The 17,309-nt window shown below is 38.6% G+C and carries 19 protein-coding genes; 13 read left to right on the forward strand and 6 right to left on the reverse strand.

From position 1 onward, the window contains the following. Positions 1–183: 183 nt before the first annotated feature. Both AACZ88_RS22395 and AACZ88_RS22400 read right to left on the reverse strand, forming a co-directional pair. Positions 184–1,209, reverse strand: a complete 1,026-nt coding sequence (locus AACZ88_RS22395) for an RluA family pseudouridine synthase (RefSeq protein ID WP_339715532.1) — start codon at positions 1,207–1,209, stop codon at positions 184–186. A gap of 3 nt (positions 1,210–1,212) precedes the next feature. After that, entirely contained in the window at positions 1,213–1,800 is a 588-nt protein-coding gene (locus AACZ88_RS22400; protein WP_339715535.1) for a PASTA domain-containing protein, read from the reverse strand. A 99-nt stretch (positions 1,801–1,899) separates the two neighbouring features. Here AACZ88_RS22400 and AACZ88_RS22405 point away from each other — a divergent pair, with 99 nt between their 5' ends. The 5 genes from AACZ88_RS22405 (at position 1,900) to AACZ88_RS22425 (ending at position 7,765) form a co-directional block, all read left to right on the forward strand. Next, positions 1,900–2,883, forward strand: coding sequence for a D-alanine--D-alanine ligase (locus tag AACZ88_RS22405; RefSeq protein WP_339715537.1), 984 nt, complete (start codon positions 1,900–1,902; stop codon positions 2,881–2,883). Between the two features lie 28 nt (positions 2,884–2,911). Next, the gene (gene coaD / locus AACZ88_RS22410; RefSeq protein WP_339715540.1) at positions 2,912–3,364 is read left to right on the forward strand and encodes a pantetheine-phosphate adenylyltransferase; all 453 of its coding nucleotides are present in this window, start codon (positions 2,912–2,914) and stop codon (positions 3,362–3,364) included. A gap of 313 nt (positions 3,365–3,677) precedes the next feature. Then, on the forward strand, positions 3,678–5,477 hold the full coding sequence (locus tag AACZ88_RS22415; protein WP_339715543.1) for a PAS domain-containing protein: 1,800 nt from the start codon (positions 3,678–3,680) through the stop codon (positions 5,475–5,477). Further along, a complete protein-coding gene (locus AACZ88_RS22420) occupies positions 5,464–5,868 on the forward strand; it encodes a response regulator (RefSeq protein WP_339715546.1) in 405 nt (134 codons plus the stop codon). The genes AACZ88_RS22415 and AACZ88_RS22420 overlap by 14 nt, the downstream gene beginning before the upstream one ends. Before the next feature lie 148 nt (positions 5,869–6,016). Beyond that, on the forward strand, positions 6,017–7,765 hold the full coding sequence (locus tag AACZ88_RS22425; protein ID WP_339715549.1) for a M14 family metallopeptidase: 1,749 nt from the start codon (positions 6,017–6,019) through the stop codon (positions 7,763–7,765). A gap of 10 nt (positions 7,766–7,775) precedes the next feature. On the opposite strand, the gene AACZ88_RS22430 is transcribed toward AACZ88_RS22425, so the two are convergent. After that, positions 7,776–8,363: an NUDIX domain-containing protein gene (locus tag AACZ88_RS22430; RefSeq protein WP_339715552.1), complete on the reverse strand. Its 588-nt coding sequence runs from the start codon at positions 8,361–8,363 to the stop codon at positions 7,776–7,778. Between the two features lie 7 nt (positions 8,364–8,370). On the opposite strand from AACZ88_RS22430, the gene pyrE reads away from it, so the two are divergent. Both pyrE and AACZ88_RS22440 read left to right on the forward strand, forming a co-directional pair. Then, the gene (gene pyrE / locus AACZ88_RS22435) at positions 8,371–9,012 is read left to right on the forward strand and encodes an orotate phosphoribosyltransferase (RefSeq protein WP_339715555.1); all 642 of its coding nucleotides are present in this window, start codon (positions 8,371–8,373) and stop codon (positions 9,010–9,012) included. A 4-nt stretch (positions 9,013–9,016) separates the two neighbouring features. Further along, complete coding sequence (locus AACZ88_RS22440; protein WP_339715558.1) at positions 9,017–9,409, forward strand: SRPBCC family protein; 393 nt, start codon at positions 9,017–9,019, stop codon at positions 9,407–9,409. A gap of 30 nt (positions 9,410–9,439) precedes the next feature. On the opposite strand, the gene AACZ88_RS22445 is transcribed toward AACZ88_RS22440, so the two are convergent. Next, entirely contained in the window at positions 9,440–10,171 is a 732-nt protein-coding gene (locus AACZ88_RS22445) for a biotin--[acetyl-CoA-carboxylase] ligase (protein WP_339715560.1), read from the reverse strand. 92 nt (positions 10,172–10,263) lie between these two features. On the opposite strand from AACZ88_RS22445, the gene rsfS reads away from it, so the two are divergent. From rsfS to AACZ88_RS22475, 6 genes are all read left to right on the forward strand, one after another. Continuing rightward, complete coding sequence (rsfS, locus tag AACZ88_RS22450; RefSeq protein ID WP_339715563.1) at positions 10,264–10,641, forward strand: ribosome silencing factor; 378 nt, start codon at positions 10,264–10,266, stop codon at positions 10,639–10,641. A 9-nt stretch (positions 10,642–10,650) separates the two neighbouring features. Further along, positions 10,651–12,657: an ATP-dependent zinc metalloprotease FtsH gene (gene ftsH / locus AACZ88_RS22455; protein ID WP_339715566.1), complete on the forward strand. Its 2,007-nt coding sequence runs from the start codon at positions 10,651–10,653 to the stop codon at positions 12,655–12,657. Between the two features lie 64 nt (positions 12,658–12,721). Further along, positions 12,722–13,333: an LUD domain-containing protein gene (locus tag AACZ88_RS22460; protein WP_339715568.1), complete on the forward strand. Its 612-nt coding sequence runs from the start codon at positions 12,722–12,724 to the stop codon at positions 13,331–13,333. 1 nt (position 13,334) lies between these two features. Further along, positions 13,335–14,138, forward strand: a complete 804-nt coding sequence (locus AACZ88_RS22465; protein WP_339715570.1) for a phosphatidate cytidylyltransferase — start codon at positions 13,335–13,337, stop codon at positions 14,136–14,138. Next, positions 14,128–14,802: a phosphatidylserine decarboxylase family protein gene (locus tag AACZ88_RS22470; RefSeq protein WP_339715572.1), complete on the forward strand. Its 675-nt coding sequence runs from the start codon at positions 14,128–14,130 to the stop codon at positions 14,800–14,802. Before AACZ88_RS22465 ends, AACZ88_RS22470 begins: the two co-directional genes overlap by 11 nt. Continuing rightward, on the forward strand, positions 14,792–15,052 hold the full coding sequence (locus tag AACZ88_RS22475; RefSeq protein ID WP_339715574.1) for an acyl-CoA-binding protein: 261 nt from the start codon (positions 14,792–14,794) through the stop codon (positions 15,050–15,052). The genes AACZ88_RS22470 and AACZ88_RS22475 overlap by 11 nt, the downstream gene beginning before the upstream one ends. Before the next feature lie 65 nt (positions 15,053–15,117). Here the strand turns inward: AACZ88_RS22475 and AACZ88_RS22480 are convergent, their stop codons facing one another. Continuing rightward, complete coding sequence (locus AACZ88_RS22480; protein WP_339715576.1) at positions 15,118–15,879, reverse strand: creatininase family protein; 762 nt, start codon at positions 15,877–15,879, stop codon at positions 15,118–15,120. Positions 15,880–16,002: 123 nt separating this feature from the next. Further along, a complete protein-coding gene (locus AACZ88_RS22485) occupies positions 16,003–17,271 on the reverse strand; it encodes a sterol desaturase family protein (protein WP_339715578.1) in 1,269 nt (422 codons plus the stop codon). Positions 17,272–17,309 lie beyond the last annotated feature (38 nt).

Genomic DNA, 17,309 nt, shown 5'->3' on the forward strand with positions numbered 1-17,309 from the left:
GTAATAAGCTTCATCCCATTGTACTATAAAAAACACCAAATTGGAAATTTGGTTCTTAATTGGACAATGACGGTAGTAAAAGATGCTACCATTTTCTGCGTTTAACAAATTTAGGAAGATTAAAAACAAAAAGGATTAATTCAAAAGTGCCATTACCAAGTCTTAATTTTTGACGGCATGTAATTACTCTTGGTGCTTGGCATAATGGCGCCATTTCTCGATGCAGTCAATCATATCTTTTGGAATTTCGGAATCGAAACGCATGGCCTTCCCCGATACTGGATGAACAAAACCCAATGTTTTGGCATGCAGGGCCTGTCTTGGCAACACCTTAAAGGCATTGTCGACAAATTGCTTGTATTTGGTAAAGCTAGTTCCCTTTAGAATTCTATCACCACCATACCGTTCATCGTTAAAAAGTGTATGGCCAATATACTTCATATGCACCCTTATTTGGTGTGTTCTACCGGTTTCAAGTTTACAGGAAACCATGGTAATATATCCTAACCGTTCCAACACCTTATAATGGGTTACCGCTTCTTTTCCTTGTTCCCCATCTTCAAATACCTGCATTTGCAATCGATTCTTCGGATTGCGGCCAATATGCCCTTCAATAGTTCCCTCGTCTTCTTCCATATTACCCCACGCGAGGGCAATATATTCACGCTCAGAGGTTTTCTCAAAAAACTGTTTGGCCAAATGCGTCATCGCCGCCTCAGTCTTGGCAACCACCAAAAGACCAGAGGTATCTTTGTCAATACGGTGAACAAGCCCCGGACGTTCATTACTGTTCACCGGTAAGTTATCGATGTGATAGATCAAAGCATTGATCAACGTACCCGAATAATTTCCATGACCTGGGTGCACTACCATACCGGCAGGCTTGTTTACTACCAAAAGCACATCATCTTCATAGACAATGTTCAGCGGAATATTTTCAGGAACCAATAAATTCTCGTGTGGTGGATGCTCGAAAAGCACTTTCACCTCATCTGCGGCCCTTACCTTATAATTCTGTTTTACTATCGTATCATTTACCCAAATATGGCCGTTTTTTGCGGCTTGCTGAATTTTGTTACGCGTAGCGTTTTCAATGAAATTCATCAAAAACTTGTCTACACGAAGTGGCTCCTGCCCTTTTGAAGCTACAAATCTATGATGCTCAAAAAGCTCATCTTCCCTTAATTCAGGGTCTTCCTGTGGCCCCATAACTTAGTTTGATTCGGCATTGATACGGGCTTGCTCAGAAATGTTTCCATTTCCACAGACAAGCTCGATTTTCGAAGTTTTTGGTAATTTATCGCCAGGTTTGATCTGTTTTCCTTTAAACTTTATAAAGTAGACCATGTCTTTTCCTAATTCATCCCGATAAGACACCCTTTCTACATCTAGACCCACTGCCCTCAGCATTGAGGTCGCATTACGTTGCGTTACCTGTATAATTTGGGGAACGGTCACCGTTTTATAACCGGATGGATTAACTGTAAAATAAATCTTTCTATTCTCCTTTACCTTTTCTCCAGCTTTGGGATTTTGTTCTATTATCGAAAATCGAGGATAGTCGGGATTATAGTTTGCAGAATCAAGCACCTCGTAACGTAAATTGCTTTCTTCAACAGACTTTCGCATATCCATTACCGACATTTTCGAAAAATCGGGCACCTCGACAAACTCACCATGATTGGTAGTATTGTCTAACCACCGGAGTACCAAAAAAACCAAAACTATCAATACCATCAGGGCCAGCCCTAGTTGTATCAAAAAAGTCTTGCTCCTTAAAAAGTTTAAAAAATTTCTCATTGATTACTTTTGACGTGACAAATATAGCAAACCGATTGCTTTTTTCTGTACTTTGGGCCTCCCATAATATTTATGCAGGCTACATAATATAACGACCATATGAAAACTAATATTGCCATTATCATGGGCGGACATTCAAGTGAATACCAAATTTCGCTTAAAAGCGGAAATGTGGTGTACAACTACCTTGATAAAAATAAATTCAACCTATATAGAGTCCACATTTTTCAAGAAAAATGGGTTTACGTAGATGATCAAAATAACGAATATGATGTAAACAGACATAATTTCTCGATAAAAATCGATGGTGAAACCATTTTATTTGATTGTGTCTTCAATGCTATTCACGGGTCACCCGGTGAAGATGGTTTACTACAGGCTTATTTTCAGTTGTTGGGCATTCCCCAAACTTCTTGTAATTATTACCAAGCTGCACTAACTTTTAACAAACGTGATCTTTTAAGCGTTCTCAAACCCTATGGCATAAAATCGGCCACATCATATTACCTTAACCTAGGGGATGACATAAATGCCGATGCTATTGTTGACAAAGTCGGCTTACCCTGTTTTGTTAAGGCCAATAAGGCAGGTAGCAGTTTTGGCATTTCAAAAGTGTATGAGAAAGAGAAGTTGGAAGCGGCCATTGAAAAGGCCTTTAAAGAAGATGAAGAGGTACTGATCGAAACTTTTCTAGATGGTATCGAAGTTTCCGTTGGCGTCATTACTTATAAAGGGGAAATCAAAGTTCTCCCCATTACAGAGATTGTTTCAGAAAATGACTTTTTTGACTATGAGGCCAAGTATGAAGGAAAGTCACAGGAAATCACACCGGCCCGAATATCTCCGTCTCAAGAACAAAAAGTAACGGAAACTGCAAAACGAATATACACTATCTTAAAAATGAAAGGCTTCTCAAGAAGTGAGTTTATATTTATTGATGATGAACCTTATATGCTTGAGGTAAATACTACACCGGGCCTAACGGTAGAAAGCATTTTGCCCCAGCAGGCCAATGTGGCAGGTATCAGTCTTTCTGAATTGTTTGAAAGCGCTATTAATGAAGCTTTGTCCGAAATTAGGTAACTTAGACCGAACATACAAAACATTTACTATGCGACGTGCAGTTTTTCCAGGTTCTTTTGACCCTATTACTTTGGGCCATTTTGACATAATACAACGAGGCATAACCCTATTTGATGAACTCATTATTGCGATTGGCATTAATGCCGACAAAAAATATATGTTCACACTGGAAGAACGCATGAATTTTATCACAAAGGCGTTTGAAGGCGAACCAAAAATAACGGTACAAACGTACGAAGGTCTGACGGTTGATTTCTGCAAGAAAACCAATTCTAATTTTATTCTTAGAGGACTACGTAACCCAGGTGATTTTGAATTCGAAAAGGCGATTGCACACACCAATCGAAAGCTATCTGAAATAGAAACCGTTTTTCTTCTTACTTCATCAGGAAAATCCTACATTAGTTCCTCCATTGTACGTGATGTTATCCGCAATGGAGGTGATTACACCGAATTAGTGCCCAACTCTGTCAAAATTTAGGCATAGCTACCCAACGGTGTTCCATTTTCATAAGCTCCACAAGACTATTCAATTTAAAATAAGACCGACTACTTTAGAGGTAGTAATATGACTTTAAATTGTAGGAAATAATACTTTAACAAAAAGGTAATATTCCTTATGTATTCATCAATATTCTTTAATAATTGATGAATACTCTCAATTCACAACGCATAAGGGTTAATTCACAACAAACCTTCAACTTTGTTAAAAAATCATTTTATATTCGTAGGAAATTACAACTTTAATGTTAAAGGGATCTCAAACATCATCTACTAGCTACTTAATAAAACAGTTGCCGAAAGCAACTGTCTTTGTTAACAATAGGTCAGAGATTGTTTACGTTTCTGACAAATGGTTAGAAGAGTTTAATTTTTCAAATCAAGATGTAACCGGAAAAAAAATATTAGCCCTTGAAAACAGAATTAGCAAAGAGGGGCGACAAGCTTTGAAGGCTTGTTTGCAAGGTGAGAACCAGAAAAAAACAATTGAACGGAGTCTTTTTATATCCTTAGAAAAACAATTCGAATGGACATACTCGACCTGGTACGACGAAGCCGAAAATATTATTGGAGCGATTATTCATTCTGAAGATATTACTCAATTAAAGCAGACCGAACTGCAACTCGAAAAACAAAAGGTACTTCTTCACGAAACCTCGGAGAATGGAAATATTGGACATTGGGAATATGATGCCGTTCAAGACAAGGTCACCTGGTGCAAACGTACAAAGGCTATTCATGAGGTTCCACCTGACTTTGAACCCACCATTGAAAATGGTATTAACTTCTACAAATTAGGGTATAGTAGAAACACCATATCGATGGCGGTTGACAGGGCTATGAGAGATGGAACTCCGTGGAAAGAAAAGCTACAAATAACGACATCAAATGGCACTGAAAAGTGGGTTATTGCAGCGGGGAAACCTTTGTTCAATGATAATAAGTTCATCGGCCTCATAGGTACTTTTCAGAATATTAACGAACATGTTATTTCAGAAAATCGCACGAAAGAGAGCCAACATCTTTTAAGAACTTTAATAGACAACCTACCATTGAATGTTTTTATGAAAGATGTTCAGTCTAAAAAAGTTTTGGTCAACAAACATGAGCTTCAGTTTTATGGTCTTGAACATGAACATGAAATTATAGGAAAAGACGATTTCGCCTTTATGGATCATAATTCGGCCTTACGAAGCCATGAAGAGGATCGCTATGTCATGACCACCTTAAAACCCATGCTTGACCAAGAAAATGAAATCACCCAGAAAAATGGAAAATCGATAACCTTTTTAACCTCGAAGATTCCGTTAATGAACGACGCCGATGAAGTCATAGGAATTATTGGCTTTAGTCTCGATATCTCGAATATCAAACAAAAGGAAGAAGAACTTAAAAATTTAATTAATGTGACCTCGCTTCAGAATAAGAAGCTAATAAATTTTGCCCATATCGTTTCCCACAACCTGAGGTCTCATACCGCTAATTTCTCTATGCTCCTTGACTTCTTGGTCGAAGAAAATGATGAAACCGAAAAAGAAACAATAATAGGAATGCTTACCCATGCCTCGGACAACTTATTGGAAACCTTGGAAAATCTTAATGAGGTGGTAGCCATTAGCAGCAATGTCAATCTTGAAAAAGAGCCGGTCAATATCAATGAGAAAATTAGGTCTATAGAGCAGAATTTGTCGGTATTCCTAAAAAATTACGATGCCAAGATTATCAATTCTATTTCGAATGCTGCATCTATAAATGCTATTCCGGCATACATTGAAAGTATATTCATGAACTTTATAACCAACGCCGTAAAATACAGCTCACCGGAGAGAAAACCTGTTATAAAGCTATCTTCAACAAATAAAAACGGTTACACCATCGTTAGTATCGAAGACAATGGGCTAGGAATCGATTTAAAGAAGTACGGCAGTAAGCTTTTTGGAATGTACAAAACATTTCATCCCAATAAAGATGCGAAAGGAATGGGACTATACATTGCCAAAAATCAAATTGAAGCCATGGGAGGCAAAGTTATGGTCTGCAGTGAAGTAGGAAAGGGAACCATTTTTAATATCTATTTTAATGAAAAGAATTAATCTCATCTGCATTATAGATGACGACCCTATAACAGTTTTTGGAATAAAAAAAATGTTGAAATCGGTTTCCGATTGTGATGCTATTGACACTTATACCAACGGAAAATTAGCTCTGGAGGGTATAAAAAGTAAATTGGAAACAACACAACGGGTTCCAGAGGTTATTTTTTTGGATATTAATATGCCCATTATAGACGGCTGGCAATTTTTAGAGGAATTCATCACCTTACCAGCATCGAATAAAGCCCGTATAAACATTATCACTTCATCAATTGACCCGGCAGACCGTGCCAAGTGGGAATACTTTAGACTGAACACCACCCATACCATTACCTTCAACTACAAACCTCTTCAAAAACAGGACCTCTTTGAAATAACCAAGGTCGCCTAAAGGCTTGAAGCCGATTTTCCTTAATTTTATGATAGCAAAAGGGAACTATAAGAAGTAGAAGCGACCGAAACTTCATAAAGCCAAAAAGACAATACCTTTTAAGGGCTCAACTTTTTTATACAATCCTTTAAATTTTATTCTATCACAAATGAAAATAAGGATAGTAGTATTTACCATATTCATTTTATCGATACTTTCATGCGAGCGTAAGACAACGCACAAAGTAAATAGTTTCCCAACTCATTTTGAGCGTTCCGATAGTACCGAAACCACAACATATCTTCAAGCTATCGATTTCTATATAAAATTGGCCAAAGAATTTCCCGCCATCAGCATTCAAACCATGGGGGAAACAGATAGTGGTTATCCACTGCATATAGTAAGTTACAATCCTGATGGGAATTTCAATTTTCAAAAACTAAAAGAAAATAAAACCATTGTTTTTATTAATAACGGTATACATCCGGGAGAAAGTGACGGTATTGATGCGACCATGCTACTCTATAGGGATTTTGCCACTGGAAAAATCAAACCGCCCACAAACACGGCTATTGTCACCATCCCTATCTACAATGTAGGGGGAGCCCTCAACAGGAATAGCACTAGCCGTGTCAACCAAAATGGACCAAAATCTTATGGTTTTAGAGGCAATGCTTTAAATTATGATCTTAATAGAGACTTCATAAAAACCGATACAAAGAACAGCCGCAGCTTTACGGAAATTTTCCATATGGTGGATCCCGATATTTTTATTGATAACCATGTCAGTAATGGAGCAGACTACCAATATACTTTGACCCACATTTTTACACAACATAACAAATTAGGTGGTGAGTTAGGTGCTTATATCCATGAAGAAATGATGCCCGCACTTGAGAATTTATTACGGAAAGATGGTTGGCCAGTCACCCCATATGTCAACGTCTTTAATAAAGTCCCAGAAGATGGGTTCGCCCAATTTCTTGACTATCCCCGTTATTCTTCCGGCTATGCCGCACTTTGGAACACCTTCGGTATGATGGTCGAAACCCATATGTTGAAACCCTACGGAAAAAGAGTGGCCGCGACTTACGCACTTCTTAACAAAATGATAGACATAGCCGAAAAAGACGGCGCCATAATAAAAGCTTTACGAAACAAAGCCCAAACGCGGCATAAGAACTGGGTGTATTATCCAACCAAATGGGGTATTGATACTTCAAAAATGACCACCCTCGATTTTAAAGGTTTCGAAGCCGACACGATAACAAGTGTGGTTACAGGTTTGAACAGACTTAAATATAATCGAAAAAAACCTTTTACAAAACCAGTGGCATATCAAAATTATTATACCCCCTTAGATTCGGTAAAAATTCCAAAGGCATATATTATTAAGAAAGGTTGGGAAGAGGTAATTTCACGACTTCAGTTAAACCATATTAAATATTCCATCATTAAACAAGACACTTCGTTAATGGTAGAATCGTACAAGATTCTCAAATACGACACCTCTCGGCAACCGTACGAAGGTCATTATTTACATGACAATACCGAAGTTATCGGCAGCCTAAAGAAAATTACGTTTTCAAAAGGCGATATTTTAGTTTCAACTGATCAAAGCGGTATACGATATCTATTGGAAACCTTGGAACCCGAAACCAAGGACTCTTTTTTTAATTGGAATTTTTTTGATGCCATTTTACAACAAAAAGAAGGGTTCTCCCCCTATGTCTTTGAAAATCTGGCAACTGAAATTTTAGAGAAGAACCCCATTTTGAAAGATTCCTTTGAACAAAAAAAGAATTTAGACCCCTCTTTTGCCAATGATTGGTTCGATCAACTAAACTGGATATATATTCGATCCGAATATTACGAACCGGCCCATTTGCAATACCCGGTTTATAGAATCTTGAAATAACATAATATTATTACTCCCCAAACAATGTCTTAATATTGGTATATGAATTCTCAAGGGCTTTTTTGATTTTCTTAGGCCCTTTCCACTTGACTTTTTCAATCCCCTCACTTTTTTGTCCCTTTAATTTACCATCGTAAGAGGTTTTCATGGCATACCAATGTACCTGTTTCAATTTATATTTACCATTTCGTTTAAAGATATGGTAGGTGGTACTTAAAAAATTCTCGATTTTCAATCCCTTCACACCGGTCTCTTCCTCAACCTCTCGTACGGCACACTCTTCAATTGTTTCACCTTTATCAAGTTTCCCCTTCGGAAGGTCCCATTTGTCGTTTCTATAAATAAAGAGAACTTTCCCCTCTTTATTAGTGACCACACCACCCGCAGCAACTTCAATAGGAATTTTTTTACTAAATTTCTTAAGAATTTCCTCGTGGTTAGGATGGTAAATATAGGCTTCGCTAAGCTTGTTCTTCGATAGAGCATCAATAGCTTCTTTCATAGTGTCGCCATTTAGCGGGTAGTATTTGCTATTTGCAATTTCCGACAATTCATTTGTTAAAATGAGGGGCGATTCTTTAACAAAAACTTTATACATTTGCGTAATGATTTTAGACAAAAACAGCGCCGAAAAAACAGCAGAGCTTCTATTGCAAATTAATGCAATTAAGTTGAAACCCGAAAATCCTTTTACGTGGGCTTCTGGCTGGAAATCTCCTATCTATTGTGACAATCGAATAATACTATCTTTTCCTGCCATTCGCAACTATGTGCGAGAAGAGCTTGCCAAGCAGGTTGATGCCTTGTATGGCAAACCCGATATAATTGCCGGTGTGGCCACAGGTGCCATTGGTATAGGAATGTTGGTAGCTGACTATTTAGGGCTTCCATTTATCTATGTACGCCCCGAAGCCAAATCACATGGAAGGCAGAACCAAATCGAAGGTCATTTAGAGGCGAATCAAACCGTTGTCGTTATTGAAGATCTAATCAGCACCGGAAAAAGCAGCCTAAATGCTGTAGACGCCCTTAATGAGGCTGGAGCACGAATCAAGGGTATGGTGGCCATATTTACCTATGGCTTTGATGTGGCTTCCGAGAACTTTGAGAAAAAGGAACTCGAGCTCCATACACTAAGTGATTATAACCACCTCGTGCAACAGGCCTGTTCGACAGGCTATATTAAAAATGATCAATTAAATACGTTATTAGAGTGGAGAAAGAATCCTTCACAATGGCACCCATAGCATTATGTTTATAGAGACCCAAAAAAGAGTAATTGCCAAAAGCGACAAAGAAGTTTTTGATTTTCTCACAAATCTAGAGAACTTCGAAAAATTGATGCCAAAAACTATCGACAAGTTCGAAGTATTAAACAAAGATAGATTCCTATTCGCTTTAAAAGGAATGCCAGAGATTGTGTTGGAACGTAAAAAAGAAACCCCAAACAGCCAATTGATCCTTGGCGCTGCCAGTGAAAAGCTACCTTTCACCCTTACTGCCGACATCAACGCCTTAAACGATACCTCATGCGAAGTCGCACTAAGTTTCGAGGGCCAATTCAATGCAATGATGGCCATGATGATTAAAAACCCAATTACAAATTTTATGGGTACATTGTCTGAAAACCTCGAAAACATCTAACTAGTTCCTGACATTTTACCCATCGGTATGTCAGTATAATAGTTTAACCTCTTTTAAATCGAATTCCTTTATAATATCGTCTTCAAGGACAACTTGAAGTTTTCCCATTTCGGAAACTCCTTTTATAAAGCCCATGAAGTAATTTCCGCTTCCATTTTCAAAAGTAGATGGTTTGTTTTTTCGGAACAGGACATTTTCATAGGCGGCCCATAATATTTCTTTACCTCCGTTTTCCAAAGAAACAAAAGTCTGCTCGAGATTGGCCAAAACCATATTCAACAGTTCATCTAGATCAAAGCTTCGGCCCAACAACAATTTTAAAGAAGATGCGTTAGGAAGGTTAGTAAAGTTGATTTGATTAACATTCAGCCCAATACCGATTATCGATGTCTGAATTTGATTTCCTGTAAGTGTGTTTTCAATAAGAATACCACAAACTTTAGAGCTACCTGACAGAATGTCGTTCGGCCATTTAATGCTTAAATCTGGAATATGAATAGCTCTTAATGTATTGAAAAGGGCCAAGGAAACACAAATGTTCAATAGAAATTGATGGTGTACAGCGAGACCATTCATGTTTTTCAAAACACTGAAGGTCAGGTTTTTACCAGTTTCAGAGATCCAATTAGTGCCAATTTGCCCTCTCCCGTTGGTTTGCTCGGATGCAACTACGACAGTAAAATCGTCAAGGGTTTGGTCAACCAACATTTTTTTTAAGTAGGCGTTGGTTGAGTCCGTGGCATTAAGTTTGATTATTTGCATCGTAACCCAGAAGTATGAATCTTTAATCAATTGTCAAAAACTAGGGTAAAAGAACAAAAAAATAATAACTTTGTACAAACTAAAATTATTGAATGCAAAAAAGGAAAGCTAGTGCAGACGAGTTAATTGCATTAATTTTACAAGGAATAGAGGAAGTAAAGGGAATCGACATAAATTTACTTGACCTTAGAGAAATAGAGAATACCGTTTGTGACTACTTTATCATTTGTAATGGTACTTCCAATACGCATGTAAATGCTATAGTCTCATCTATCCAAAAAACAGTTAGCAAAGCTATCAGCGACAAACCTTGGCACGTTGAAGGGGAAGATAATGCCGAATGGATTCTTATGGACTATGTCAACGTGGTAGTTCACGTCTTTCAGAAACATATTAGAGAGTTCTACGACATAGAAGGTCTTTGGGGCGATGCTAAGGTAACCGAAGTTGAAAGTAGCATTAATCAGTAAAAAAAAATAATGGCAAAAGATAACAGTACAAATCCTAAAAAACCCAAGTTCAGTTCGTGGTGGATCTACGGACTTATTTTGGTTTTAGTAATAGCTTTTCAACTTTTTGGTAGTGGAAACCTATCCAACACCAAAAAGACAACCACCTCAGAGCTTCAAGAATACTTGAGAAATGGTGATATCAGTAAAATATTGATCATCACCAACACGAGACAGGCCAAGGTTTTTCTAACGGACGAAGCACTTCAGAAAGGTGTGCATAACGACGTTTCCGAAAAACCGTTCCTCCCTTCTTCAGGAATAGTTCCTCAATACATCTTGGATTACGGGGATCTTCAGAATTTCGAAAACGATATCAAAAAAATAAAGCAAGAAAATAATCTAGATACCATTGTTGATTACGATACCGAGTCTAATTATTTAGGTGACTTTTTACTGGGTATCCTTCCTTTTATTTTGATTATAGGTATCTGGATCTATTTGATGCGCCGAATGTCTGGTGGTGGCGGAGGCGGTGCCGGCGGACAGATTTTCAATATCGGTAAATCGAAAGCTAAACTTTTTGATGAAAAAACAGATACTCGTACCTCTTTCAAAGATGTTGCGGGTCTTGAAGGAGCTAAAGAAGAAGTCGAGGAAATCGTAGAATTCTTAAGAAACCCTGACAAATATACTTCTTTGGGAGGTAAAATCCCGAAGGGAGCCCTTTTGGTAGGACCTCCAGGAACGGGTAAAACCTTATTGGCCAAGGCCGTTGCCGGTGAAGCCAAAGTTCCTTTTTTCTCGCTATCGGGTTCTGATTTTGTTGAAATGTTCGTTGGAGTCGGAGCCTCAAGGGTTCGTGACCTTTTCAAACAAGCAAAAGATAAGTCGCCCGCCATCATTTTCATTGATGAAATTGATGCCATCGGTAGGGCGAGGGGGAAAAACAATTTCACAGGTTCTAATGATGAGCGTGAAAACACATTGAACCAGTTGCTCACCGAAATGGACGGATTTGGCACCAACACCAATGTTATTGTTTTGGCAGCTACCAACCGTGCAGATGTACTTGACAAGGCCTTAATGCGCGCCGGTAGGTTTGACAGACAAATTTATGTCGACCTGCCTGACATTCGAGAGCGTAAAGAGATTTTTGAAGTCCACTTGCGCCCCATTAAAACGGCCGAGACTTTAGACCTTGATTTTCTAGCGAGACAAACTCCCGGATTTTCAGGTGCTGATATTGCCAACGTCTGTAATGAAGCTGCACTGATTGCTGCACGTAAAGAGAAAAAGGCAGTAACCAAACAAGATTTCTTAGATGCCGTAGACAGAATTGTAGGCGGGTTAGAGAAAAAGAACAAGATTATTACTCCGGGGGAGAAAAAAACGATTGCTTATCATGAGGCAGGGCATGCCACTGTAAGCTGGATGCTTGAACACGCAGCGCCCTTGGTAAAAGTTACTATCGTACCAAGGGGACAATCATTGGGGGCCGCCTGGTACCTTCCTGAAGAAAGGCTTATCGTGCGTCCAGAGCAGATGAAAGATGAAATGTGCGCTACACTTGGTGGTCGGGCTGCGGAAAAAGTAATTTTTGATAAAATCTCGACAGGTGCGCTTAGTGATTTAGAGAAGGTTACCAAACAAGCTAGGGCCATGGTCACCGTATATGGTCTTAATGATGAAATCGGAAATCTTACCTATTACGATTCATCGGGCCAAACGGACTACGGATTCTCTAAACCTTATAGCGAAGACACCGCCCAAAAAATAGATAAAGAAATTTCCCTTCTTATCGAAGATCAATATAAAAGGGCAATTGAAGTACTTGAAGAAAACAAGGACAAGTTGACCGTACTTGCCGAGCGCCTGCTTGAAAAAGAGGTTATTTTCAAAGAAGACTTGGAGAAAATTTTTGGAAAACGACCTTTTGATAAAGAGTTCGATAAAAAAGGACAAGAGAAATTATCACGAGACGACGAAGACGCAAACGACTTGCCTCTTGAGGAAGAAACAAAAGAAAATAAATAACAGTATTTATCGTTGTTCTTTAACAAAGAACGCATTAATTTAGCGAGTTTATTGAATCATTCAAATGGGGCTATTTGACAAGTTGTTTGGCGGTGGCAAGAAAAAGGTTTCCAAAGAAACTTCGGAGACTCGTGGGGTACACATGCCTGATTTGGACTTACCCGTAGATGAAAAATTTACCATTCATTTTAGAAAAAATGGTGGTAAATTTATTTATTGTGATTCTTTTACCGAAGTATCACAGGCCCTTAAAAACATCGTTAAAGAGAATAGTTGGCAAGATTATCCCTTCTTTGTTATGGATCCAAAGCTCGAGAAAAAATTCTCCAAGGAAAACTTGAGCTTTGTAAATACCGCAAACAACAGTGAGGTATTCTTCACGAAATGTGAACATTTGATTGCCCAAAATGGCTCCATTTTAGTATGCTCCAATCAGTTGCATGAAAAAAAATTGCATGAACTACCTGATAATATCATCGTTTTTTCAACTACAAGTCAATTGGTGGAATCCATTGGTGAAGGACTTAAAATCATAAAAAGGAAATACGGTCATAACATACCTGCCAATATTACGACACTCAAACATTTTCAGGCGACCGATGAGAATTCAGATGACTTTCTAACTTACGGAAGCAGCTCTAAAAATCTATATCTTTTATTATTGGAAGATCTATAGCATGAGGGAAATTTTAAGGCGATCGCTTACAGGCGCAGTGTATATATTTTTACTTTTATCCGCTGTCTTTCTTAGTTCCGATGCCTTTGACTTTCTGTTCATGGTTTTTGGTCTTGCCTGTCTCTACGAATACAAACGCTTAATCGGCCTTAAAGGTTATCATATATTCATCGCCTATCTTGCTCTTTGGTGGGCTTTTATCTACTTTGTACATGACATGTTCGTGGTGTACGCGTTGTTATTTCTTACCCTGGTAGTAAATTTTGCCCTCTTATTTTATCTGTTCTCAAAAAAAGAAAAATTATTCAATACCTTTCAAAAGTTTATGATCGGGCTTTTTTATGTAGGGGGAGGATGCATCTTTTTGACGATGATACCATATACCGATGATGACTTTGTAAAATTTTTGATTATGGGTATCTTTATTCTGATCTGGATTAATGATACATTTGCATACTTGGTAGGCAGAGCTTTTGGAAAAAGGAAGCTTTTTCCGCGTGTTTCTCCTAAAAAAACTTGGGAGGGCGCTATTGGAGGTTTAGTTTTTACATTAGCTGCCGCATATTTTATGGCCAAATATGAGCCAATCGTTAATCAAGTACAATGGGTCACCTTGGCTGCCATAATTGTAGTGGCCGGGAGTCTCGGGGATTTGGTGGAATCAAAATTTAAAAGGGACGCAGGCGTCAAAGACAGCGGAGCCATCATGCCCGGACACGGAGGAATGCTAGATCGTTTAGACAGTTTAATATTTGCAGCCCCTTTTGCCTATTTAACACTTAATATTTTTGCCAATGTTTCATAAAGAAGGCCAAAAAATAATATTGCTTACCTTTTTTCTGGTCGCTACCACAGTTTTATTAGCACAATATTATATCGAAACTCCTTGGTTACGTTGGGTATTGCAAACTACTGGCTTGGTGATACTCATTTTAATTCTTCAATTCTTTCGCAACCCAAAGAGAAATCCGATCAAGAGCTTTGATGAAATACTGGCTCCTGTAGACGGTAAGGTGGTTGTTATCGAGGAAGTCGAGGAAACAGAATACTTCAATGATAGACGTAAACAGGTCTCTATTTTTATGTCACCCGTAAATGTGCATGTGACGCGGTATCCCGCGAGTGGAAAGATAAAATACTCTAAATATCATCCAGGGAAGTATTTGGTTGCTTGGCACCCTAAATCAAGCACCGACAATGAACGTACGACTGTTGTTATGCGAACGCCCAAATTCGGAGACATTTTATACCGTCAAGTAGCGGGTGCAATGGCACGGCGAATTGTAAACTATGCCGAAGAAGGTGAAAACGTTCAACAAGGCGAAGACGCCGGGTTTATTAAATTTGGTTCTAGAGTAGACTTATTCTTACCTTTAGACTGTGCGATAACTGTACGATTAAACCAAAAAGTGATTGGCGCAAAGACCTGCATAGCCGCCGCGATCGAGAGAAAAGATCATGAAGATTGAAAAAATAAATACTGATTTTTTAGAGGCTGTCGAGTTTGTAAACAATTATACAAGCCCTTTGCCCGCAGATCTTTTGCTAAAGCTCTACGCCTATTATAAAATAGCCAACAAGAATTTCAACAACCCCGGAAGTAAAACCCCGCTCATAAACGCCTTCAAGGCCAATGCTTTGTTTCAGGCCAAAGATATAAGCCGGGAAGAGGCAATGGAACAATATACCTTGTTGGTAAATAAAGAAATCAGAAAATAGTTCGATTTACCAAACCACGACTTAAGTCAGAAGTAGCTTTTAAGCAACTCGGAACACCTTACCCCCTACTCGTAAAGATCATCTAAGTCCGCTTTAGAGAGGTCATAAAAGAAACTTCCTATCTTTTCGGTTACGTCCTTAAAGAACCGCTCGCCTTTTTCCTTGGTAGATTTATGCGGATTACCCACACCGGTATCCTCACTTATTTTTGACCATTTGCGCTCAGCCCACACCCAACCTTCGGAAAAGGATTTTATTTTATACTTTTTATCCTTTCCATCACCCCATTTCTCCCTAGGAAGTACCAATTCAGGTTTTAAATAAAGTAACATACTGGTTTCCATTTCATCGGCATGATCACCTTTTTCATCAAAATACTTTGTCTTATCCAAAGCATCCGGCCACATGGAAAAGCTAATAAACATCTTTGGAAACTTTAAGCCCAATTCACGTACCAGTGGTTTAAAATTATTACCCCCATGGCTATTAAAAATCAACAATTTATAAACTCCCTGTCGGTTCAAAACCTCAACAACATCTGTCAGAATCGCTAATTGTGTACTCGGATTTAAATTCATATCAAGATAGATATCGGACTGACCTGTATTTACACCAAAGGGGATGGTAGGAAGCACAACAACCTTCCCTCCCCTATCCCATGCAATACGTGCCGATTCTGCCGCAAGATGGTCGGCCTCAATAATATCGGTGCCATAAGGCAAATGATAATTGTGCGCTTCCGTAGCTCCCCATGGAAGAATGGCCAAATCAAATTTTGCATCTTTTAAGGCCTGCCAATTAGTCTCGGCAAGTATGTATGGTCTCATATGTTATGATTTTGTTTTACAAACTTAAGAAGTCGGTTCGTTATGACACCGGCTTGTCACTAATTATTTATTAATATAGGAAATTACATCATGCGGTTTACCATACGGCATAAGCACCCTAGATCAAGTAGCCAATGTAGCGTCAATGGTATTCTTTTCGAAATATGTAAAATATGCCGAACCTAAAATCGTAATCAGAAAATAAAGCAGCACGAGTATGCTTCCCCATGATAAAAACGTATTGACACCAAACCAATCACCATTAAACAAAATCAGTCCGATTCCTAAAAGGCCGCGCCCCATCTCTATCCAAATAGCATATGATTTACGATCCATCAAACTGGTATATCCATAGATGCCCATAAAGACAAAGGCCCCAAAAAGTAGGAGTCCGTCAAATCCGATGGCTGTAAAATTAAAAAACATAAACAGTAGCAGCATAGTAGTGGCCAGCATTTGAAAGATAATGTAGGCCTTAAACATAAAGGAAGAGGGCGTCTTATAACGTTCAAAACCATATACGTCGGTTATCACTGCCACAGGATATTGTTCTTTGACATCTGCTGGCCTCCAGCCGGTCGGCATAAACCAAATTCTTATTTTATCCCAATAGCGCTTGGTACGCCATGCATCTTGAACCAATCTCCATAGGTGTTGAAAATTAATATGAACGGGATTCCAGGTCGCCGCAGGTTTTAACACTCCATACTGTGGAGGCACCGCATCAAGTTCTTCTTGAAATGTACCAAACCAACGATCCCAAATACATAAAATCTGTCCTAAATTCTTATCGATATACTCTGGATTAATGGCATGATGTACGCGATGCTGTGATGGGGTTACAATAATATACTCCAACCACCCCATTTTACCAATATGCTGGGTATGGTACCAAAACTGGGCAAATAAATGGATTGGCGCCAGAACTGCGATTACTTCATTGGGAACACCGACCAATGCCGCAGGGATAAGCAAAATGGGGAAATAACCAATTAAATTAGAAATCGACTGTCGCAATGCACAGGCCAAATTAAACTCTTCACTGCTGTGATGAATTACATGTTGGTTCCAAAAAAAATTGATTTTATGACTAAGCCTATGGTTCCAATACCCCGCAAAATCAATAACGATAAAAGCAACCAACCAAACCCCCCATGTTGCCTTTATGCTAGTCAATGCCAAATGTTCTAGAAGAATCGGGTAAGAAACCAATATAAGCCCCAGGCCTAAAGAATCTTTAATAATATTGGTCAAGCCCGAGCTAATGCTCGATACAGAATCCATGACCTTATGTTTTTGATTTTTTACAAAATGACCATAGGCGATTTCAACAACGAGCAGCAACATAAAAAAGGGAATGGCATATAACAGCGCATTTGCGTAGGTTTCCATTTAGACCTTTAACATTTAAACAATATAACGAAACTCCA

The sequence above is a fragment of the uncultured Kriegella sp. genome (assembly GCF_963975415.1).
Classification (GTDB): Bacteria; Bacteroidota; Bacteroidia; order Flavobacteriales; family Flavobacteriaceae; genus Kriegella.